Below are 19,577 nucleotides of genomic sequence, written 5' to 3'. Positions count from 1 at the left end.
GTGTCTAAGGGCTAACCCCAATTGTGGCGTTCCGGCGACTAGCCTCCCCTGAGCCCTCGGCTCCCGGAAAGGATCTCGCCATGTATTACAGCAGCGGAAATTACGAAGCCTTCGCTCGGCCCCGCAAGCCCCAGGGCGTGGAGAACAAGACGGCGTTCTTCGTGGGCTCGGGACTGGCCAGCTTGGCTGGAGCTGCCTTTCTGATCCGGGACGGACACATGTCCGGCGAGAAGATCACCATTCTCGAACGGCTGGCGCTTCCTGGCGGCGCCCTGGACGGCATCAAGGAGCCCGAGAAGGGCTTCGTGATCCGCGGCGGTCGCGAAATGGAAGAGCATTTCGAGTGCCTCTGGGATCTGTACCGCTCGATCCCGTCGCTCGAGGTCGAAGGCGCCAGCGTGCTCGACGAATTCTACTGGCTGGACAAGGACGACCCGAACTTCTCCCTGCAAAGGGCGACCCAGAACCGCGGCGAGCCCATCGAGGACGTGGCGCGCCTGACCCTGAACGGCAAGGCCCAGAAGGACCTGATCTCGCTCTTCCTGGCGACCCGCGAGGAGATGGAGAACAAGCGGATCAACGAGGTGGTCGGCGAGGACTTCCTGAAGAGCAACTTCTGGCTCTATTGGCGCACCATGTTCGCCTTCGAGGAATGGCACTCGGCCCTGGAGATGAAGCTCTACGTCCACCGCTTCATCCACCATATCGGCGGCCTGGCCGACTTCAGCGCCCTGAAGTTCACGCGCCGGAACCAGTACGAGTCGCTGGTGTTGCCGCTGTACAAATGGCTGACCGATCGCGGCGTCACGTTCCGCTACGGCGTCGAGGTCATCGATGTCGACTTCGACATCACCCCAAAGCGCAAGCAGGCTACGCGCATCCACTGGCGCCAGGATGGGGTCCAGGGCGGGGTCGACCTGGGTCCCGACGATCTGGTGTTCATGACCATCGGATCGCTGACCGAGAACTCCGACAACGGCGACCATCATACGCCCGCGAAGCTCAACGAGGGTCCCGCGCCCGCCTGGGATCTCTGGCGGAACATCGCGGCGAAGGACCCGGCGTTCGGGCGGCCCGACGTCTTCGGCGCGCATATTCCCGAAACCAAGTGGGAGTCGGCGACGATCACCACCCTGGACGCGCGAATTCCGCCCTACATCCAGAAGGTCGCCAAGCGCGACCCGTTCAGCGGCGCGGTGGTCACGGGCGGCATCGTCACCGTCAAGGACTCCAGTTGGCTGATGAGCTGGACGGTCAGTCGCCAGCCGCACTTCAAGCAGCAGCCCAAGGACCAGGTCATCGTCTGGGTTTATTCGCTGTTCGTCGATGCGCCCGGCGACTTCGTCAAGAAGCCGATGCAGGACTGCACGGGCGAGGAAATCACGCAGGAGTGGCTCTACCACATGGGCGTTCCGGTCGAGGAGATCGCCGAGCTGGCCGCCACGGGCGCCAGGGCCGTGCCGGTGATGATGCCCTACATCACCGCCTTCTTCATGCCGCGCCAGGCGGGGGACAGGCCGGACGTCGTGCCCGAGGGCGCGGTCAATTTCGCCTTCATCGGTCAGTTCGCCGAGTCCGCCGAGCGCGACTGCATCTTCACCACCGAATATTCGGTGCGCACGCCGATGGAGGCGGTCTATACGCTGCTGAACGTCGAGCGGGGCGTCCCGGAGGTGTTCAACTCGACCTATGATGTGCGCAAGCTGCTCGCCGCGATCGGGCATGTTCGCGACGGCAAGCCCTTCGACGCACCGGGGCCAGCGTTCCTGCGCGAGCTGCTGCTCAGCAAGATCGACGCCACCGAGATCGGCGACCTGCTGCGCGACGCCCACCTGATCCCGGAATAGCCAGGGGCGGCCTCACCCCTTCGGCGTCACCTTGATCAGCTTGCCGTCGTCCTCGTCGGTCAGGACGTAGATCGCGCCGTCCGGACCGACCGTGACGTCGCGGACGCGGCCGCCGATGTCGGTGAACAGGCGCTCCTCGCCGACCACCTTGCCGTCCTTCAGGACCAGGCGGTCGACGTGCTGCTCCTTCATCGAGCCGATCAGCAGGCTGCCTTTCAGGGCGGGAAACAGGTTGGCCTGATAGAAGGCCATGCCTGATGGCGCGATCACCGGATCCCAGTAGTAGACGGGCTGCTCGAGCCCATCCTTCTGGGTGATCCCGTCGCCGATCGGCTTGCCGGAATATTCCTCGCCATAGGTGATGGTCGCCCAGCCGTAGTTCTTGCCGGGCTCGGGGTGGTTCAGCTCGTCGCCGCCCTTGGCGCCGTGCTCGACGGTCCACAGCTTGCCGCTGGGATCGAGCGCGGCGGCCTGGATGTTGCGGTGGCCCAGCGACCAGATCTCGGGCTTGGCGCCGGCCGTCTTGACGAACGGGTTGTCGGACGGAACCGAGCCGTCGGCATTGATGCGGATCACCTTGCCCAGGGTGGCGTCCAGATGCTGGGCCTGGACGCGGCCTTCCAGGATCGAGCGCTCGCCGGTGGTGATGAAGAGCTTGCCGTCCTTGGCGAAGACCAGGCGGCCGCCGAAGTGCAGGGCGCTGTCCATCTTCGGGGCCTGGCGCCAGATGACCTGGACGTTCTCCAGCTTCGGCGCGGCGCTCAGGACCAGCTTGCCGCGCGCGACGGCCGTGCCGTTCACGCCGCCGTCCGCTTCCGCGTAGGACCAGTAGACCAGGCCGTTGCTGGCGTAAGCGGGATCCAGCGCGACGTCGAGCAGGCCGCCCTGGCCCTCGGCGAACACGGCGGGCAGGCCGGCGACGGCGGGCGACAGCTTGCCGTCCTTGCCGAGGATGCGCAGCCGTCCGGCCCGCTCGGTCAGCAGGATCTCGCCCGAGGGCAGGACGGTCATGCCCCACGGATGGTCGAGGCCGCTGGCCAGCGTCGCGTACTGGCCGACCGTGTTCGAGTTCAGGCCGGGCGCCCGGGTCTGGCCCACGAACGCGGGCTTCTGCTCGGGCGCGTTCGGCGGGCGGGTCTCGACCGGCGCGCCAGCTTGGCCTGGTTGGGCCGGAGCCGGGCCGCAGGCGGCCAGGGCGACGAAGATGGCGAAGGCGGGGAGGGACGGACGCATGAGTCGGCCTTAATCCTGGATGTGCGTCAGATAAGAGGCCGGATCATGGTTCGATCAAGCACCCGGGCTCGGATTTGACGCGTAGGTCCGAAAACCAGCCGATCGTCGCCGGCCCGATCCACAAGGCCACCGCGCCCTTGGCGTCGGCTCCATGCTTCAGGTCGTGGACCACCAGGGTCGGCTGGCGGGCGCCGTCGACGAACAGGCGCGCCTCGCTTCCGCAGACGCGCAGCCGCATCGTGGTCCAGCGGCGCGGAACGAGGTCGACGTAGGTTTCGTAGACGCCGGGCGTCTCCTTGCGCAGCCGCTCCCACGGAAATTCGGGGTGCGAGACGTACTGGACGGCGTGGTTGCGCTGGATTTGGTCGCGCGCGCGGCCGTTCTTCATCCGCAGATAGAAGGCCTCGTAGGTTTCCTTGTCCTGCAGACGGAAGGCCAGGCCGGCGAAGGCGCGGATCGACTCGGCGGCGCCGGGCAGGGCGTCGGCGGCGACGCGCACCTCGATCTCGCCCTCGTGGAAGGTCGGTCCCGGCGCGATGGCCAGGGTCTCGTCGTCGACGACCGCCGTCCCGGCGATCGGCGTCAGCTCGACGGCCTTTCGCCCCTCGAACGTGGTCTCGCGCAGCGTCACGCCGTGCGGCTGGGCCTGGGCCTGGGCCAGGGCTTGGGCGGCGAGAAAGGCGGCGACGAGCGGCATGGAGCCTCAGAGTTCGAGCGGGATTTCGCGACGTTCGGCGGCGGCGCGACCAGTTAGGTCCAGAAGGCCCATGACGCGCAAGGCCTCCTCGACCGGGACCGGCGCGGGCGCGCCGTGCAGGATCGCCTCGCGCACGCCGGCGTAGAAGGCCCGATAGTCGGCCGGGGCCGGGGGGACGTCGGTGTGGACCTGGGTGTCGTTCTCGACGGTGGTCAAGACGCCATGGCGGCTGTCGCGGCCCCAGCCAGGGGCGCCGGGGACCATGCCGGCCTTCAGCTGAGCCTCCTGCGGATCGAGGCCGTGCTTGACGAAGCTGCCGGCGGTTCCATGCACGGCCAGGCGCAGGTCCGAGGCCGCGGTCAGCAGGCTGCCGTGCAGGATCACCCGCAGGGTCGGATAGCGCAGCGTCACGTGGAAATAGTCGTCCGCTTCCCCGCCCGGGCGCTGGACGCCGATGTCGGCGGCGATGGCCAGAGGCTCGCCGAACAACACGAGGGCTTGGTCCAGCAGGTGAGGGCCCAGGTCCATCCAGGCCCCGGCCCCTGGCCCGGCCCGCTCGCGCCAGCGGTCGCGGACTACCGGGCGGAAGCGGTCGAAATGGCTCTCGTACTGGACGATCTCGCCTAGGGCCCCGTCCGCGATCAGCCGCTTGAGGGTCAGAAAGTCGCTGTCCCAGCGGCGGTTGTGGAACACGGTCAGGAGCTTGCCGGCGGCGGTCGCGGCGTCGGCCATGGCGCGGGCCTCGCCGGCGTCGAGGGCGAACGGCTTGTCGACGACGACGTGCTTGCCGGCGTTCAGCGCGGCGATCGCCTGGGGCGCGTGCAGGGCGTTGGGCGTGGCGACGACCACCAGGTCGATCGCCGGATCGGCCAGGGCTGACGGCAGATCGGGCGCGACACGCGCGTCGGGCCAGTCGGCGGCGACCTTAGCCGGGTCACCGGAGACCACGGCGTGCAAGTTCAGACCAGGCGTCGCGGCGATCAGCGGGGCGTGGAAGGTCTTGCCGACATAGCCGTAGCCGACGAGGGCCACGTTGAGGGGACGAAAGGCGGACATGGCCGCGTTCTAAACGAAAAAGGCCGAGGATCGCTCCCCGGCCTTTCCGTGTCTCGCGAACGTGATCCGCTAGCTAGAGCTTCGCGGGCTCCATCTTCGGCGAGAGGACGTGGATGACGATCAGAGCGATCAGATACGCCGAGCCGGCCACCACGAAGATCGGCGTATAGGTGCCGATGCTGTCGAGGACCTTGCCGATGTACTTGGAGAAGGCCATGCCGCCCAGGGCGCCCAGCATGCCGCCGATGCCGACGACCGAGCCGACCGCGCCGCGCGGGAACACGTCCGACGGCAGGGTGTAGAGATTGGCCGAGAAGCCTTGGTGGGCGGCGGTGGCGACGCCGATGATCAGCACGGCCAGCCAGACGCTGTCGGCCTTGGCGGCGAACATGACGGGCACGGCCAGCAGGGCGCAGATCAGCATGGTGGTCTTGCGCGCGTTGTTGATGCTCCAGCCCATCTTCATCAGGTTCGACGACAGCCAGCCGCCCGCGACGCTGCCGACGTCGCTGAGCAGGTAGATGGCGATCAGCGGCGGACCGAAGGACTTCAGGTCCAGGCCGTAGCGCTTGCCCAGGAAGTCGGGCAGCCAGAACAGGAACATCCACCAGATCGGGTCGATCAGGAACTTGCCCAGGGCGAAGGCCCAGGTCTCGCGCTTGGTCAGCAGCTTGGACCAGCCGATCTTCTCGACCGGGTCGGCCGGATCTTGCTCGATATAGGCCAACTCGGCGGGCGAGACGCGCTTCTGCTCACGCGGGCGGCGATAGACCAGCAGCCAGATCGGCAACCAGATCAGGCCAGCGACCCCGGTGACGATGAAGGCCATCTGCCAGCCGAAGGCCAGGACGATCCCCGGCACGACCAGCGGCGTGACGATGGCGCCGATATTGGTGCCGGCGTTGAACAGGCCCGTGGCGAAGGCGCGTTCCTTCTTGGGGAACCACTCGGCCACGGCCTTGATGCCGCCCGGGAAGCCGCCGGCCTCGCCGACGCCAAGGCCCATGCGGGCGATAGCGAAGCCGCCGAAGCCGCGCGCGGCGGCGTGGGCGATGTGGGCGACCTGCCAGATGAAGAAGGCGACGCCGAAGCCCCAGCGGGCCCCGATCTTGTCCATGATCCGGCCCCAGGCCATGTAGGCCACGGCGTAGGCGAGCTGGAAGTAGAAGACGAGGTCGGCGTAGTGCGTCTCGTCCCAGCCGAATTCCTTCGACAGGTCGGCTTTCAGGAGTCCGATCGTCTGGCGATCGACGTAGTTGATGACCATCGCCGCGAACAGCAGCGTCACGATCACCCACCGATACCGTCCGATCTTCTCGGACGGCGTGGGGGCCTTCGAAACGTCCATGGACACGCCTTCCTTCCCCGACACCCCGCGCCCTTCGGCTTTTTCACCCGAATGAGGCCGCGCGGCTGCAATCAATGTTTAGAGCACGACGGTCCACGAAATCAGCAGGCCGTTTCGGACGTCGCGCTCGCCTTGGCTATTTCGCCGGCACGGCGACGCAGTCCACGGTTCCGTACGGGCCGAAACTGATGTGGGCCACGTCTCCGGCGACCACGTCGTGAATGCCCGTGGTCGCGCCGGTGGTGACGATCATGCCCTTCTTCAGCGGCTTGCCGCGCGCGGCGACGGTCCCGAGCAGGAAGGCCAACGCGGCCAACGGGGAGCCCGGAATCGTCGCGGCGGTCGCCTTACCGACCGACGCGCCGTTGATGAAGGTCTCGACCGGCATATCCTCCCAGGCGACGTCGCGCCAGTTGGAAATGGCCTGACCAATGATCTGACCATCATTGTTGCCGAAGTCCGACGCCACCACGGTGGGGCCCAGGGCGTTGATGGTCTTCAGCGGGCTGCCGGCGATCTCGACGCCGACCAGCAGCTCGCCGACATAGTCGGCGGCTTCCTCGGCGGTCCATTCGGTCTTGTCGGCCGGGGCGTCCTTGCCCAGGCGGACGATGAACTCGGCCTCGACCGCGCAGAAGCCGCCCTCGATGGCGCGGAACTCGTTCGGGGCGCCGACCTTGGCGTCCTGGACCTTGGACTTGAAGATGCAACCGGCCAGGCGCTCGGCGCCCAGGCGCTCGCGATGCTGCGGCGGCACCAGGCCGACCTTCCAGCCCACCAGTTCGTCAGGCCAGAGGTCGATGGCGATGTCCTGCACCGAATAGCCGGCGGCCATGCTCGAGGGAATCACCCCGCCCGGATAGCCGGGGACGCTGACGCCCGCCTGGCGGGCCTTGACGAATTGGGGGGCGATGGCCGCGGGGGCGAAAACCTCGCTATCGGCCTCAGAAACGGTCACGCCGTAGATCCTCCCTCGAATTCGGCACGGGTCCCGCTTGGCGGGTGTTGTGACGTCTCTAATGGAAACCGGTGTCATTGACAATGCGGGCATGGATGGACGAGGGGACCGTCCGATGACTTGACACCCGTAATAGCGGGTATAGCGTCCCCCGAGAATTACGGATGTAAGCGTCATGCACATCACCGCCGCTGAAGCTCACGTCATGGAAGCGCTCTGGCGCCGCCATCCGCTGTCGGCTGACGATCTGGTCGCGGAAGTCGGGGCGTCGCAGAGTTGGGGCGAGGCCACGGTCAAGACCCTCATCAATCGTCTGCTGAAGAAGAAGGCGATCAAGTCCGAGCGCGCCGACGGCAAGCACGGCTATCGGCCGCTGATCGACCGCAGCGCCTATGTCCATTCCGAGAGCCAGGGACTGCTCGACCGCCTGTTCGAAGGCCAATTGGCCCCTCTGATCAGCCACTTCGCCCAGCACCGCCCGCTGAAGGCCGATGAGGTGGAAAAGCTGAAAAAACTGATCGACGAGATGGGCGAGGGGCGCTGAGTTCACGCGTCGTCATGACGGTGGCTATTGGAGCTTCCCCTAAGCCCGCATTGCCTTGGCTTCAGGGCCGGCCTTCAGCGCCTTGGCCGCCACGTCGAGGCTTCTTACGGGCTTTTCCGGCTTGTCGTCGTCCTCGTCGGGTCCCGGCCGTGCGCGTAGGGCCGTTACGAAGTTGTCGCGCCAGGCGGTGACGTCCTCGCGCTCGACATTGTCGAACAGGGCTTCCCAGCGCCGCTTGCGCTCCGTCTGATCCATCGAAAGCGCCCGCTCGAGCGCATCTGAGATCTCTTCGGGGCTGTTGGGATTGACGATCAGGGCGTCCTTCATCTGCCGGGCCGCGCCGGCGAAGCGGGACAGGATCAGCACGCCGGGATCCTCCGGATCCTGGGCCGCGACATATTCCTTGGCCACGAGGTTCATGCCGTCGCGCAGCGGCGTGACCAGGCCGACCTTGGCCGCTCGATAGATCCCCGCCAGCTCGTCGCGGCGATACGAGCGGTTGACGTAGCGGATCGGCGTGGAGTCCATCTCGGCATAGGCCCCGTTGATCCGGCCGATCAGGCCGTCCAGCCGGCCGCGCAGGTCCTGGTAGGCCTCGACCTCGTCGCGCGACAGAGGGGCGATTTGCAGCAGCATGACCTCGCGAACCATGTCCGGGTGGTCGTGCAGGAAGCGCTCGAAGCCGATCAGCCGCTCTTCCAGGCCCTTGGAATAGTCGAGGCGGTCGACGCCGACGATCATCTTGCGGAACACGCTATGGGCCATCATCCGGTCGTAGACCTGCCGGGCGGTGGCGCTCCTGGTGATTTCGGCGAAGTCCTTGGCGTCGACGCCGATCGGGAAGGCGGCCGCTTGCAGGCGCTGGCCGAAGGCGAGCAGTTCGCCGCGCTCGTTCTTCGAGCCATGCACCTCCGAGAACACATAGCCCTCGAAGGCCTGCAAAGACTCCTCGGTCTGGAAGCCGATCAGGTCGTAATGGAACAGCGCCTCCACCAGCGGCCGGTGGCGAGGCAGGGTGGTGACCAGCTGATGCGCCGGCCAGGGGATGTGCAGGAAGAAGCCGATCCGGTTGGTCACGCCCATGCGCCGCAGTTCCCGAGCGACCGGGATCAGGTGGTAGTCGTGGACCCAGACGATGTCGTCCGGCTCGATCAGCGGCAGCAGGGTCTCGGCGAACCGCTTGTTGACCCGGTCGTAGCCCTCGCCGAACGAGCGGTCGTAGGCGGTTAGGTCGACGCGATAGTGGAACAGCGGCCACAGCGTCTTGTTGGCGTAGCCGTTGTAATATTCCTGGTAGTCGGTCTCCTCGAGGTCGACGGTGGCGACTGTGACGCCCTCGATCCGCTGCATGTTCAGCTGGCCGGTGAATTCCGGGACGGTCTTGCCGCTCCAGCCGAACCAGATGCCGGAATATTCGCGCAGCGCCGCGGCCAGGGCCATGGCCAGGCCGCCGACCGATCCTTCGCCGCCCTCCGCCGGGTTCGGCGGATTGACGCGATTGGAGACGACGATCAGCCGGCTCATGCGATCACCGGGACCGTAAGGCCTTCCAGCCACTGGAAGACGGCGGCGGGGTCGGCCAGGCGATGACGGGCCTCGGTCGGGCGAGGCTCGCCGACCAGGACGCCAAAGCCGCCCAAGCGTTTGGCGGCCACGAAGCCGTCCTCGTCGGTCAGGTCGTCGCCGATGAACACCGGCGTCGCGCCGGTGAACGGCGCCTCGCGCAGAAAGGCCCGCACCGCCGCGCCCTTGTCGGCGCCGGGCGTGCGCAGCTCGGCCACCATGTCGCCCAGCTGCAGAACGAGGCCCGTAGCCTGCGACAGGCGCTCGGCGGCCTCGATCACCGCGTCAGCGCAGGCCGGGGCCGCGCGATAATGCAGGGCGACGCTGAGGCCTTTGTCTTCGAACAGCAGGCCGCGCTCGCAATGGGCCAGTTCGCCCAGGATGCGGCGGGCGTCCTCGAGGCCGGCGTGAGGTTGGCGGTCGATGATCGCGCCGTCGGCGGCGCGGCGGACCAGGCCATGGACGGCGGCGATCGCGGTCACCCCGCCATCCAGGATGTGATCCAGGTCGGGCAGGGCGCGGCCGCTGACCACCGCGACCCGGTCGTCGAACGCCTCGCGCAGGCGGGCGACCAGGTGCGCGCGGCGCGGGTCGGGGCCCACGTCGTCGGGACGCGGCATGATCGGCGCCAGGGTGCCGTCGAGGTCGAGAAACAGCGCGCAACGGCGCGGCAAGTCGAAGGGCGGGGGCGGGAGGTCGACAGACTCCGCCCGCGAGACCGGCTGAACCGCGGTCATGGCGAGAACCCCCTCATCAGTAAGCAACATGCGGCAAAAACGCCGAACGGCCAGGTTCGATCCCGGGAAGGCGCTCAAGTTTCCGGGATCGCGCGTACCGACGAGAGGGGGAGGCCGCTAGAACAGCAGCTTCCGAACGCTGAACTGGATCACCCGCCCACGCGGATCCAGATAATCTGGCTGGTAGGTCACCGGCGTCGCGCCGGTGGCGTCGCGCACCGTTTGTCGCGTGTCGAACAGATTGTTCACCGACAGGCTCAGGCGCGTGCCTCGCAGGAGCGGGTGCTTCTGGACCAGCTCCCGCCGCACGCCCAGATCGGCGAACAGACGCAGGTTCAGAGTCGCCAGGCTGGAGAAATCCAGGTCGGTGCTCGCGCCGCCGGCGCCGGCGACCACGTGAGTGCCGCTCTGCCAATTGGCCGACAGGCGCGCGCCGAGGCCGTAGTGGATGATCCCCGCCTGGGCCTCGACCTCGTGGCGGGATTGGCCGCCGCCCGAGCCCAGAACGTCGCCGTTCAGCAGATCCAGGGCCGGGATCGCATCGTTGATCGTCACTCGCTCCTTCAGGTGGACGGTGTGGAACAGCGCCAGCTGCAGGCGGGTGGCGCGGGGATTGCCGCCGCCGCCCCGGCCCCCGAAGCCGCCGCGCCCGCCGCCGAAGCCGCCAGAGCCGCGCGCGCCTTGGCCGCCGCCGTCGAAGGCCGGGCGCGGCGGGTCCTCGCCCGTCGGAGGGGTCTGCCCTGGGGTTTGGGCGAGGGTGTCGGGCTGAGGCGTCGGCGCGCGAGCGGCGTCACCGTCGCTGTTGTTCCGGCGCAGCAGTTCCGCGCCAGGCACGGCGGATTGACCGCCCTGATCGCCGTCTCGACCGCCGCCTTGCCGGCCGCGCCAGCCGCCGGGCGGCGGGGGCGGCGTCTTGCCGATCTGGCGCGAGAAGTTCAGGCCCCAGCGGAACTGCTCGCTCTCGCGCCTGGCGAAGTTCACGGGACGGGTGTCGATGCGGGTCAGATTGCCGTCGGCGTCGCGGGTGAAGCGATCGGGGAAGGCCGCCTCGACCGCCGCCGTGGCGGCCGGGAAGCCGGCGACGGGGTTGTTGATCCGGATGCGGGTGTAGTTGGCGGTCAGCGATAGGCCGGTGATCTTCTCGGGCCGGTAGGTTCCGCCCAGCTTCAGGACGTTGCGCTCCTCGGCCTTCAGGTTCGGATTGCCACCGCTGATCCGGGTGACATCGACGCTGGCGCCGCGCACATAGTCGAAGACCTGGGCGTTCGGCGTGGTGACCAGCGGATTGCCCAGCTGGGCGATGCTAGGGGCGTTTTCCTGGCGGGTCATCGAGACGATGAAACTGATCGGCTTGATCGGCGACCAGTTCAGGCCGCCGCCGATCGTGGTCAGGGTCCCGAAATCCGAGACCTGGCGCGCCGCCAGGTTCAGGTTGGTCGACAGGTCGCCGATCCCGGCTCGCACGCCCTTGCGACGGCTGGCCAGCGGCAGGTCGAAGCTGAGCTGGACATTGGCGTCGCCGCGCGACAGCTCGCTGTCGCTCTCCACACCCGAGCGGCGCGAGACCGCTTGCAGTCGCGAGCCGTTGACGCCGGCCTTGAACGTCGTCGACAGGTCGCCGGCCTTGAAATGGGCCAGGGCTCCGTTGGCCACGAACTGCAGGTCGGCCGTGTCGCTGGTCGAGCGGGCGCGGTCGGTCAGCACCAGCTGGCCGTCCAGCGGGGCGAACGGGTTGAAGGTCGGGTCACGGGCGGCGAGGCGGGCGTTGACATTGGTCAGGTCAACGCCGCGATCGGTCAGGGTGGTGCTGACGGCGTGGTCGTAGTTGCCGGTCAAGGACAGCCGCAGGTCTTCGGTGTCGCGGTTCAGCGTGAAGCCGGCATGGCCGGACAGGTCTTTCGACGTCTGGCCCAGTGGGGCTTGCTCGCCGAGATAGCGATAGAGCGCCACGTCGCGGCCGAACGGCGAATAGGGATCTCCGGTCGGGATCAGCAGGCGCGCGCGGGCCGGGCCCAGCAGGGAGTCGCTCTGCGAAGCCGTGGCCCCCAGGTTCAGGGTCGCCGACACATTGTCCCAGACGTAGCGATTGGTGACGCTGTTGATCGTGAGCTGGGTGGTCTTCGGCAGCAGGGTGCGGGTGTCACCCAGATCGCTGACATTGGCCTTGTTGGCTCCCGGCAGGAAGGCGGGCAGGCCGGGCGCGGCGCCGGCGGCCGAGGTCGGGACGCCGGCCACGGTGATCGGCGCGCCGGCCAGGGCGCTCAGCGCCGGGTCGATCTCGCCGGTCGTGGGCGCGGTGATATTGCCGACGAAGTCGTAGACGCCGCTCTGGCCCCGGCTGATCAGGTCGCGATCGCCCTCCAACAAGGAGTCGCTGTTCTGCAGTTTGATAGCCAGGTTGGTGCGGCCCTGGCGGTTCAGGCGCAGCTGGCTGTAATTGGCCTGTTCCGACAGCTGGCCGCCGCCCGTCGAGCCGCCGACCTGGCCCTCGATCGTCTGGGCCCGGAAACGCTGGCGCAGCACGATGTTCACGACCTTCTGGTCGGCCGAGTAGCCGTATTTCAGGGCCACTTCCTCGGGCAGGATCTCGACCCGCTGGATGGCCTCGGTGGGGATGTCGCGGATCTCGCCCTGACCGGAGATGCGCCGACCGTTCAGCAGCACCACCGGATCGCCGCCCAGGCCGCTGGTGGTCTGCGGCGTCAATTCGGACAGCAGGTCCGCCATCGAGCTGACCCCGAACGAGCGGACGTCAGCCGCGTTCAGGGTTTCCTCGGGCGGGATGTCGCCCAGCACCGCGCCGAACGGCTTGCCGCTGGCGGTGATGGTGACGGCCTCGACCTCGGTGTCGAGATCCTCGGGCGTGACGGGCTTCTGCGTCGCCTGAGACGCGGCGGCTGGTGCGGCGACCGGCGCGCTGGGCGTCTGGGTGGGCGTGGGGGCAGGCGGCTTGGCGTCCTGCGCGTGCGCGACCGTCGCGACACAGCCCAGGAGCCCGACCAGGGTCAGCTTGTGGCTCGCCAAGGCGTTTCTCCGAATTCTCGACGTCCCGATGTCGCGGTTGCCCGACCGATGTGGCGTCCGGATTTCAGTGTTTGCCCAAACTGCAACATCTGACCCGGCTCTAGCGCACCGAGGTCCATGGGCGGCTCAGCAGGACGGCGCAGTTGATCAGGCCGACCAGGGAGTAGGTCTGGGGATAGTTGCCCCAGAGCTCTCCGTCGGCGAAGCCGATGTCCTCGGACAGCAGGCCAGCGCCGGTGCGGCGCGACAGCATGTCCTCGAACAGCTCGCGCGCCTCCGCCGAGCGGCCGGACAGGTGCAGGGCCTCGATCAGCCAGAAGGTGCAGATGTTGAACGCCGTCTGTGGTGAGCCGAAGTCGTCGGGAATGGCGTAGCGCAGCAGGTAGGCGCCCCGGCGCAGACCGTCCTCGACCGCTTTCAGGGTGGCGACGTTACGCGGGTCGTCGGCGGTGTGGAAACGCAGGTCCACCAGCTGCAGCAGCGAGGCGTCCAGCTCGTCGCCGTCGAAGGTGGCGGCGAAACGGCCCAGCGTAGGGTTCCAAGCGCGGTCCTCGATGGTCTTACGCATCTGGGCGGCGCGGCCGTTCCAGAAGGCGGCCTTGTCCTTCAGGCCCAGCTTCTCGGCGGCGTTGCCGAGGCGGTCGCACGCCGCCCAGCACATGGCCGAGGAATAGGTGTGGACATTGGCCCGGCCGCGGAACTCCCACAGGCTGGCGTCGGGCTGGTCGTGCATCCGATAAGCCCGCTCGCCGACCGGCTCCAGCGCCTCGAAGTCCTCGACGGTGGCGGGGCGCAGCAGGCGCTCGTCGAAGAAGGCCTGGACGGTCGACAGGATGATCTGGCCGTAGACGTCGTTCTGGATGTGCTCGAACGCCTGGTTACCGACCCGCACCGGCCCCATGCCGCGATAGCCGGGCAGGTCCGGGGCGAAACGCTCGGTCAGCAGCTCCTCGAACCCGACCCCGAACAGCGGCTGGATGTGCCCGCCGCCCGCGCGATCGACGATATTGCGCAGATAGCCGAGATAGTTCTCCAGGATGTCGACCGCGCCCAGCCGATTCAGGGCCTGGACCACGTAATAGGCGTCCCGCAGCCAGCAGTAGCGATAGTCCCAGTTGCGGCCGCTGTCCGAGTGCTCCGGGATCGAAGTGGTCAGGGCCGCGACGATGGCGCCCGTCTCCTCGTGCGTGCAGAGCTTCAGGGTGATGGCCGCGCGGATCACGGCCGTTTGCCACTCCAGCGGGATGGCCAGGCCCCGGACCCAGTTCTTCCAGTAGCCTTCCGTCTCGCGCAGCATCCGCTCGCAGGTCGCGCCCACCGGCGCGTCGAAGCCCTCGTCGGGACCCAGATACATGGCGATCGGCTGTTCTAGCCGGAACGTGCGTTCTTCCAGGATGTGCGAGACCGGCGCATCGGTGGTCAGGCGCAGCGTCATGTCCGAGCAGAGATAGCGGATGTGGTTCGAGCCCGAGGTGTGCTCGGCGATCTTCGCGCCCCAGCCGGCCGTGGGCCGCAGGCGCAGGGTGACGCGGGCCACGCCGATGATCGGCCGGATCAGGCGGATATAGGCGGTGGGCCTAAAGACGCGGCCGAACTGCTGGTAGCGCGGGGCGAAATCCAGGATCTCGATCCGTGCGCCGTCCTCGTCGGCGATCTCGGTGCGTAGGATCGGGGTGTTGCGCAGATAGCCCTGGCGGACCTCGGCGCGACGGTCGACCTGGACATCCCACAGGCCCTTGGCGCTAGCGCCGTCCGGGTCGGCGTCGTCCAGCAGGGCGCTGAACACCGGGTCGGAATCGACGCGCGGAGCGCAACCCCAGACGAAACGGCCATTGGTGTCGATCAAGGCGCTGACCGCGCAGTTGCCGATCGGATAGAGGTCGAGCGTCTTGTTCATGCGGTTGTCCATGGCGGACACCCCCCGTGGGCGCCCCTTTGTGAGCGATTGGGCGAGCGCTGTCGCGCGTTCCCCGTTTTGAGTGAAACCAACGGTGTGGCTTGGGGGTTCCTGTTCTCGAAAAACGTCTTCGCGGAGGGCGAGAAGGGCTCGCCTTTCACGCTACTCGCGTTGACGGCGGTGGCCGACGCCGGCCATCTGGGATCCTTAACGCGGCATTGCCGCGCGTGTGCGGCGGGCTGTTCGACGGTGATGCGAGTTTCGAGAACCTTCGGCGTCGTGGCCGCGGCGCTGAGCATGGCGTCCTTCGCGCCCGCGGACGCCCAGTCGCAACGGCCGCCGCTGGCCGGCGGGCGGCCGCCCCAACAGGTCCCGCTGATCCAAGCCCCGCGGCCATCGATCTTCCAGCCCGACGTCTCCAGCGTGCAACTGCGCGCCGACCAGGTCGAGGTGCTGCGCCGCGTGCTGGGCGACGCCTACACCCACGGGTTCGACGTCGGAGCGTTCGCGCCCGACCAGGCGATCGCGCTCTATGCGAGCCGCGATCCGGCCGCCCGCGCCGCCGGTCAAAACCAACTGATCAGCCTGACCCTGACCTATGCCCGCGCCGTCCGCACCGGCCGTCTGCCGCCCAGCGGTTTCATGAACGAATGGGGCCTGCGCCCCGCGCCCTACGATCCGACGGCCGACTTCGTCATGGCCGTGCAGCAGGATCGCCTGGCCGAATGGCTGGACACCCTGCCGCCGCCCTATACCGGCTATCAGACCCTGCGCACGGGCCTGTCGACCTACCGCGACATCGCCGCCCGGGGCGGTTGGGCGCCGCTGGCCGCCGGTCCGGACCTGAAAGAGGGCGCGACCGGCGCTCGCGTGGTTGCTCTGGAGGCCCGCCTCGCCGCCGAGGATCCGACCATCGCCGTCGACGGCGCGCCGATCTTCGACGCCGCCCTGACCCAGGCCGTGCAGCGAGCCCAGAAGCGCTTTGGCCTCAATCCGACCGGCGTCGTGAACAAGACCACCCTGGATGCCCTCAACATCCCGGTCGAGCGGCGCATCGACCAGATCGTCGCCAACATGGAGCGCTGGCGCTGGCTGCCCCAGACCCTGCCGGCCGACCGGATCCAGGTGAATGTCGCGGCCGCTATCCTGTCGGTATTCAGCCACGACACCCCGACCCTGACCATGCGCGCGGTCACCGGCCGGCCAGGCGACGAGACGCCGATGCTGTCGTCTATGATCCACTCGATCGTCCTGAACCCGCCGTGGAACGTGCCGTCCACGATCGCGGCCAAGGAGTTGTGGCCCAAGGAACGGGCCAGCCCTGGCTATCTGCGCCGCAACGATTTCATCGTCATCCCGACGGGCGACGGCGGCTCGCGCCTGCAGCAGAAGGCCGGCCCCAAGGCGGCCCTGGGTCAGATAAAGTTCGACTTCGCCAATCCCTACGGCGTCTATCTGCACGACACGCCCAGTCGCTCGAAGTTCGACAGCTTCAGCCGCCTGGCCAGCCACGGCTGCGTGCGCCTGCAAAAGCCGATCGAACTGGCCAAGGCGCTGATGGCCGGCGACCCGGTCTGGACGCCTGAGAAGATCGACGAAACCATCGCTTCGGGCGACACCGTGCGGGCCAAGCTGCCCCAGCAGATCGCGGTTTTCCTGCTGTACTGGACGGCCTATGTGACCCCCGACGGACAGGTGAACTTCCGCCAGGACCCCTATGGCTGGGATCGCGAACTGGTGCAGCGTATTGCCGCACTCTGACCCTGCTCAGCTTGCTTTCTTAACATTCTTGCGGTGTCCTCCCCAACCTTAGTGTCGGGTAAGGGCGTACGCATGCATCGACGTAAGCTGCTCCAGTGGGGGCTGGGCGCTTTAGGAACCAGTGTGCTGCCGTTCGCGGCGGCGCGGGCCGACGACGACATCATCGGCGCGATCCTGGAAGGAAAAGTCCCGACCGCGCCCGTGGTTCCGGCGCCGCCAGTCGGGCTGAGGCCGACCCCCGTCGAGACCTTCGCCAGCAAGCCGCTGGTCGAGCCGCGCTGGGTGAAGCTGCGCAACATCCACACCGACGAGAAGCTGGAAGCCGTCTACTGGGAGAACGGCGCGTACGTCCCCGATGCGGTGACCGCCCTGAACCACGTCCTGCGCGACTATCGCAACGACGAGGTCCACCCGATCAACCCGGGCCTCTACGACATCCTGGGCAAGATCGCCGAGAAAACCCAGACCAAGGCGCATTTCCAGGTGATCTCCGGCTACCGCTCGCCGGCGACGAACAAGCTCCTGACCGAGCGCAGCGGCGAGGTGGCCAAGCACAGCCTGCACATGGAGGGCAAGGCCATGGACATCTTCCTGGAGGACGTCGCCCTGGAAGAGATCCGCGCCGAGGCGCTGGGTCTGGAGCTCGGCGGCGTCGGATACTACCCCAAGAGCAAGTTCGTGCACGTCGACGTCGGCCCCGTGCGCAAATGGTCGGGGACCTAAAGGCTCCCACTCTGGCGAAACGCGTAACCAAGCCCTAGTTCCAGCGTTCAGAGCATGGTAGCCGGCGATGTCGGCAGTGCGTTGCAGGAAAGAGGCAGATGAGCGAGCGTCGCGGTAATCCCTTCGGTTGGGTCATCCTCGGCTTCATCATCGGCGTCCTGGCGACGTTCGGGACCATCCTGTTCCTGACCGCCGGCGACGGCGGCTACGAGGACGGTCCTACCGAGACGCGCACCGCCGCCGATGACGCCGCCGCCGCGGCGATGAACGCCAAGTCGACCTCGTCCCAGCCGGCTCCGCACAAGATGGAAACCTCCGCGCCGATCGCCGAGACGCCCATGGCCGCGCCGCAAGCCGACCGTCCGGCCGCCCAGCCCCAGCCGCTGGACCCGCAGGTGGCCGACGACGCCGCCGCTGCGGGGATGACCTCGCGCACGCGGTAGTCGCCTACCCGGGTTTCGTCGGCGCGACCCGCGACAACCCGCCTCAGCCATCCCCGAACCCTGCTGACACCAAGCTGGCGGCAGGGGGCGCGCAGTTTCCTTGAGGTTCAAGGAGATGCGCGTTTGAGCAAGCGTGGGACGATCAAGGGAAGCTGCTGCTGCGGGGGCGTACGGTTCGAGCTGTTCGAGCCGCCGGCGATGATGGGGGCCTGCCACTGCTCGCGCTGCCGCAAGGCCGGCTCCAGCACCTATGTCTATGTCCGGACCGAGGCGTTCCACTGGCTGGCGGGCCGGGAGCTGCTGGTCCGCTACCAGCCCAAGCCGCCGATGAGGTTCACTCGCGCATTCTGCAGGCGCTGCGGCACGTCGCTGGGCGATCCCGACGGCGCCCGGGTCGTGGCCATCGCGGCCAATTGCCTGGACGACGATCCGGGGTTGCGCCTGGACTTCCACGAATACGCGCCGGACAAGCCGCCCTGGTACGAGATCTGCGACGAAGCCAGGCCATATGGTAGGGTGATCGACCTGGAGCCCGAATAGAAAAAGGCGGCCGCCGGAGCGACCGCCTTTTCCCATGACTCTCCTGGCTTGAAGAACGCCTAGCTCTTCGGCGCCGGCATGGCGGGCAGGGCGCCGGCCTTCTGCTTCATCTGGCCGTGAAGGGCCGGCGGCAGCGGGATCAGGCCGCGGCCCTGCAGATAGCCGCCGCGACCGGTGGCGGCGTCCGACACGAACTCGGTGACGAACTCCTTCAGGCCCGGCGTCACGCCGACCTGCGACTTCTTCACGTAGATGTAGAGCGAGCGCGACAGCGGATACTGGCCGCTGGCGATGGCTTGAGCGGTCGGCTTCACGCCGTTGACCGCCGCGCCCTTGATGCGGGCGGCATTCTCTTCCAGGAACGAATAGCCGAACACGCCGATCGCGTTCGGGGTCTTCTCGATCGTGCCGACGATGGCGTTGTCGTTCTCGCCCGCGTCGACCCAGCCGCCGTCGGTGCGCATCGGCGAGACGGTGGCCTTGAACTTCTTCTCGTCGTCGGCCTTCATCTTCGCCAGGGTCGGCAGCTTCGACGCGCCGCCTTCCATGGCCAGTTCGACGAAGGCGTCACGGGTGCCCGAGGTGGGCGGCGGGCCGTAGACCAGGATGCGGGCCTTCGGCAGGCCGGGGCCGACCTCGTTCCAGTTTTTGTAGGGCTGCTTGACCAGCTGGCCGCCGCGCAGGGACTGGTCGGCCAGGCCCAGGTACAGCTGCTCGAGCTTGAAGTTGAAGTCCGGGCCTTTCTTGTCGACCGCCACGACGATGCCGTCGAAGCCGATCTTCAGCTCGACGATGTCCTTCACGCCGGCCGCCTGGCAGGCCTGGAACTCGGACTTCTTCATCGGGCGCGAGGCGTTGGCGATGTCGGGGAACTTCTCGCCCGTGCCGCCGCAGAACATCTTGATGCCGCCGCCGGTGCCCAGGCTTTCGACCTTGGGCGACTTCTTGCCGGTCTTCTTCGAGAAGTTCTCGGCGACGCGCGTGGAGAACGGGAACACGGTCGAGGAGCCGGCCGCCCAGACATAGTCGCGAGCCGCGTAGGCATTGTCGGCGACGGCGAGCAGAGCGACGGTCGCGACCGCGCCAATGAGCTTGTTCATGTCGTCAAATCCTGTGTTGTCCGGGAACGCAGGGGAACGTGCCGGAGCAATACAGGGGCTTTTGTCACGGTTCCGCGACAGTTTTGCGACGGTGTCCGTATGCGGA

Annotated in this window: 16 protein-coding genes; 6 read left to right on the top strand and 10 right to left on the bottom strand. The window is 67.8% G+C overall.

What is annotated here, in order from left to right; genetic code table 11:
* Positions 1 to 80 precede the first annotated feature (80 nt).
* Positions 81 to 1,847, top strand: a complete 1,767-nt coding sequence (locus ABIC66_RS21870; RefSeq protein ID WP_354073100.1) for an oleate hydratase — start codon at positions 81 to 83, stop codon at positions 1,845 to 1,847.
* A 12-nt stretch (positions 1,848 to 1,859) separates the two neighbouring features.
* Here ABIC66_RS21870 and ABIC66_RS21865 read toward each other — a convergent pair whose 3' ends face one another.
* The 5 genes from ABIC66_RS21865 to ABIC66_RS21845 all read right to left on the bottom strand — a co-directional run bounded on the left by ABIC66_RS21865 (position 1,860) and on the right by ABIC66_RS21845 (position 7,139).
* Positions 1,860 to 3,080 carry a PQQ-dependent sugar dehydrogenase gene (locus tag ABIC66_RS21865; protein ID WP_354073098.1) on the bottom strand — a complete coding sequence of 407 codons (1,221 nt, stop codon included), beginning with the start codon at positions 3,078 to 3,080 and terminating at the stop codon, positions 1,860 to 1,862.
* 43 nt (positions 3,081 to 3,123) lie between these two features.
* Positions 3,124 to 3,777: a hypothetical protein gene (locus tag ABIC66_RS21860; protein ID WP_354073097.1), complete on the bottom strand. Its 654-nt coding sequence runs from the start codon at positions 3,775 to 3,777 to the stop codon at positions 3,124 to 3,126.
* 6 nt (positions 3,778 to 3,783) lie between these two features.
* Positions 3,784 to 4,833, bottom strand: coding sequence for an oxidoreductase (locus ABIC66_RS21855; RefSeq protein ID WP_354073095.1), 1,050 nt, complete (start codon positions 4,831 to 4,833; stop codon positions 3,784 to 3,786).
* 73 nt (positions 4,834 to 4,906) lie between these two features.
* Positions 4,907 to 6,181 (bottom strand): MFS transporter, encoded by a 1,275-nt coding sequence (locus tag ABIC66_RS21850; protein ID WP_354073093.1) that lies wholly within the window; start codon positions 6,179 to 6,181, stop codon positions 4,907 to 4,909.
* Positions 6,182 to 6,317: 136 nt separating this feature from the next.
* Positions 6,318 to 7,139 carry a 2-keto-4-pentenoate hydratase gene (locus ABIC66_RS21845; RefSeq protein WP_354073092.1) on the bottom strand — a complete coding sequence of 274 codons (822 nt, stop codon included), beginning with the start codon at positions 7,137 to 7,139 and terminating at the stop codon, positions 6,318 to 6,320.
* Between the two features lie 175 nt (positions 7,140 to 7,314).
* On the opposite strand from ABIC66_RS21845, the gene ABIC66_RS21840 reads away from it, so the two are divergent.
* Positions 7,315 to 7,683: a BlaI/MecI/CopY family transcriptional regulator gene (locus ABIC66_RS21840; RefSeq protein ID WP_354073090.1), complete on the top strand. Its 369-nt coding sequence runs from the start codon at positions 7,315 to 7,317 to the stop codon at positions 7,681 to 7,683.
* 39 nt (positions 7,684 to 7,722) lie between these two features.
* On the opposite strand, the gene otsA is transcribed toward ABIC66_RS21840, so the two are convergent.
* The 4 genes from otsA to ABIC66_RS21820 form a co-directional block, all read right to left on the bottom strand.
* Positions 7,723 to 9,207: an alpha,alpha-trehalose-phosphate synthase (UDP-forming) gene (otsA, locus tag ABIC66_RS21835; protein ID WP_354073088.1), complete on the bottom strand. Its 1,485-nt coding sequence runs from the start codon at positions 9,205 to 9,207 to the stop codon at positions 7,723 to 7,725.
* The gene (gene otsB / locus ABIC66_RS21830; RefSeq protein WP_354073086.1) at positions 9,204 to 9,983 is read right to left on the bottom strand and encodes a trehalose-phosphatase; all 780 of its coding nucleotides are present in this window, start codon (positions 9,981 to 9,983) and stop codon (positions 9,204 to 9,206) included. Before otsB ends, otsA begins: the two co-directional genes overlap by 4 nt.
* 117 nt (positions 9,984 to 10,100) lie before the next feature.
* Complete coding sequence (locus tag ABIC66_RS21825; RefSeq protein WP_354073085.1) at positions 10,101 to 13,007, bottom strand: TonB-dependent receptor; 2,907 nt, start codon at positions 13,005 to 13,007, stop codon at positions 10,101 to 10,103.
* Positions 13,008 to 13,107: 100 nt separating this feature from the next.
* On the bottom strand, positions 13,108 to 14,904 hold the full coding sequence (locus ABIC66_RS21820) for a glycoside hydrolase family 15 protein (protein WP_354073083.1): 1,797 nt from the start codon (positions 14,902 to 14,904) through the stop codon (positions 13,108 to 13,110).
* Between the two features lie 249 nt (positions 14,905 to 15,153).
* Here ABIC66_RS21820 and ABIC66_RS21815 point away from each other — a divergent pair, with 249 nt between their 5' ends.
* From ABIC66_RS21815 to ABIC66_RS21800, 4 genes are all read left to right on the top strand, one after another.
* Positions 15,154 to 16,665, top strand: a complete 1,512-nt coding sequence (locus ABIC66_RS21815; protein ID WP_354073081.1) for a L,D-transpeptidase family protein — start codon at positions 15,154 to 15,156, stop codon at positions 16,663 to 16,665.
* Positions 16,666 to 16,737: 72 nt separating this feature from the next.
* Positions 16,738 to 17,388 carry a peptidoglycan L,D-endopeptidase MepK gene (gene mepK, locus ABIC66_RS21810; protein WP_354073079.1) on the top strand — a complete coding sequence of 217 codons (651 nt, stop codon included), beginning with the start codon at positions 16,738 to 16,740 and terminating at the stop codon, positions 17,386 to 17,388.
* Between the two features lie 98 nt (positions 17,389 to 17,486).
* Positions 17,487 to 17,831 carry a hypothetical protein gene (locus ABIC66_RS21805; protein ID WP_354073077.1) on the top strand — a complete coding sequence of 115 codons (345 nt, stop codon included), beginning with the start codon at positions 17,487 to 17,489 and terminating at the stop codon, positions 17,829 to 17,831.
* Positions 17,832 to 17,954: 123 nt separating this feature from the next.
* Positions 17,955 to 18,371, top strand: a complete 417-nt coding sequence (locus ABIC66_RS21800) for a GFA family protein (protein WP_354073075.1) — start codon at positions 17,955 to 17,957, stop codon at positions 18,369 to 18,371.
* Positions 18,372 to 18,430: 59 nt separating this feature from the next.
* On the opposite strand, the gene ABIC66_RS21795 is transcribed toward ABIC66_RS21800, so the two are convergent.
* The gene (locus ABIC66_RS21795) at positions 18,431 to 19,471 is read right to left on the bottom strand and encodes a substrate-binding domain-containing protein (RefSeq protein ID WP_354073073.1); all 1,041 of its coding nucleotides are present in this window, start codon (positions 19,469 to 19,471) and stop codon (positions 18,431 to 18,433) included.
* Positions 19,472 to 19,577 lie beyond the last annotated feature (106 nt).

Source organism: Caulobacter sp. 1776 (genome assembly GCF_040545685.1).
In the GTDB taxonomy this organism is placed as follows: Bacteria; Pseudomonadota; Alphaproteobacteria; order Caulobacterales; family Caulobacteraceae; genus Caulobacter.
This window is presented reverse-complemented; position numbering and strand designations above follow the sequence as displayed.

Excerpts from the sequence above, each read along its gene's own strand:
- ABIC66_RS21860 (WP_354073097.1), bottom strand. The coding sequence starts at position 3,777 with ATGCCGCTCGTCGCCGCCTTTCTCGCCGCCCAAGCCCTGGCCCAGGCC.
- ABIC66_RS21870 (WP_354073100.1), top strand. The coding sequence starts at position 81 with ATGTATTACAGCAGCGGAAATTACGAAGCCTTCGCTCGGCCCCGCAAG.
- otsB (WP_354073086.1), bottom strand. The coding sequence starts at position 9,983 with ATGACCGCGGTTCAGCCGGTCTCGCGGGCGGAGTCTGTCGACCTCCCG.
- otsA (WP_354073088.1), bottom strand. The coding sequence starts at position 9,207 with ATGAGCCGGCTGATCGTCGTCTCCAATCGCGTCAATCCGCCGAACCCG.
- ABIC66_RS21805 (WP_354073077.1), top strand. The coding sequence starts at position 17,487 with ATGAGCGAGCGTCGCGGTAATCCCTTCGGTTGGGTCATCCTCGGCTTC.
- ABIC66_RS21865 (WP_354073098.1), bottom strand. The coding sequence starts at position 3,080 with ATGCGTCCGTCCCTCCCCGCCTTCGCCATCTTCGTCGCCCTGGCCGCC.
- ABIC66_RS21840 (WP_354073090.1), top strand. The coding sequence starts at position 7,315 with ATGCACATCACCGCCGCTGAAGCTCACGTCATGGAAGCGCTCTGGCGC.
- mepK (WP_354073079.1), top strand. The coding sequence starts at position 16,738 with ATGCATCGACGTAAGCTGCTCCAGTGGGGGCTGGGCGCTTTAGGAACC.
- ABIC66_RS21855 (WP_354073095.1), bottom strand. The coding sequence starts at position 4,833 with ATGTCCGCCTTTCGTCCCCTCAACGTGGCCCTCGTCGGCTACGGCTAT.
- ABIC66_RS21850 (WP_354073093.1), bottom strand. The coding sequence starts at position 6,181 with ATGGACGTTTCGAAGGCCCCCACGCCGTCCGAGAAGATCGGACGGTAT.
- ABIC66_RS21820 (WP_354073083.1), bottom strand. The coding sequence starts at position 14,904 with ATGAACAAGACGCTCGACCTCTATCCGATCGGCAACTGCGCGGTCAGC.
- ABIC66_RS21795 (WP_354073073.1), bottom strand. The coding sequence starts at position 19,471 with ATGAACAAGCTCATTGGCGCGGTCGCGACCGTCGCTCTGCTCGCCGTC.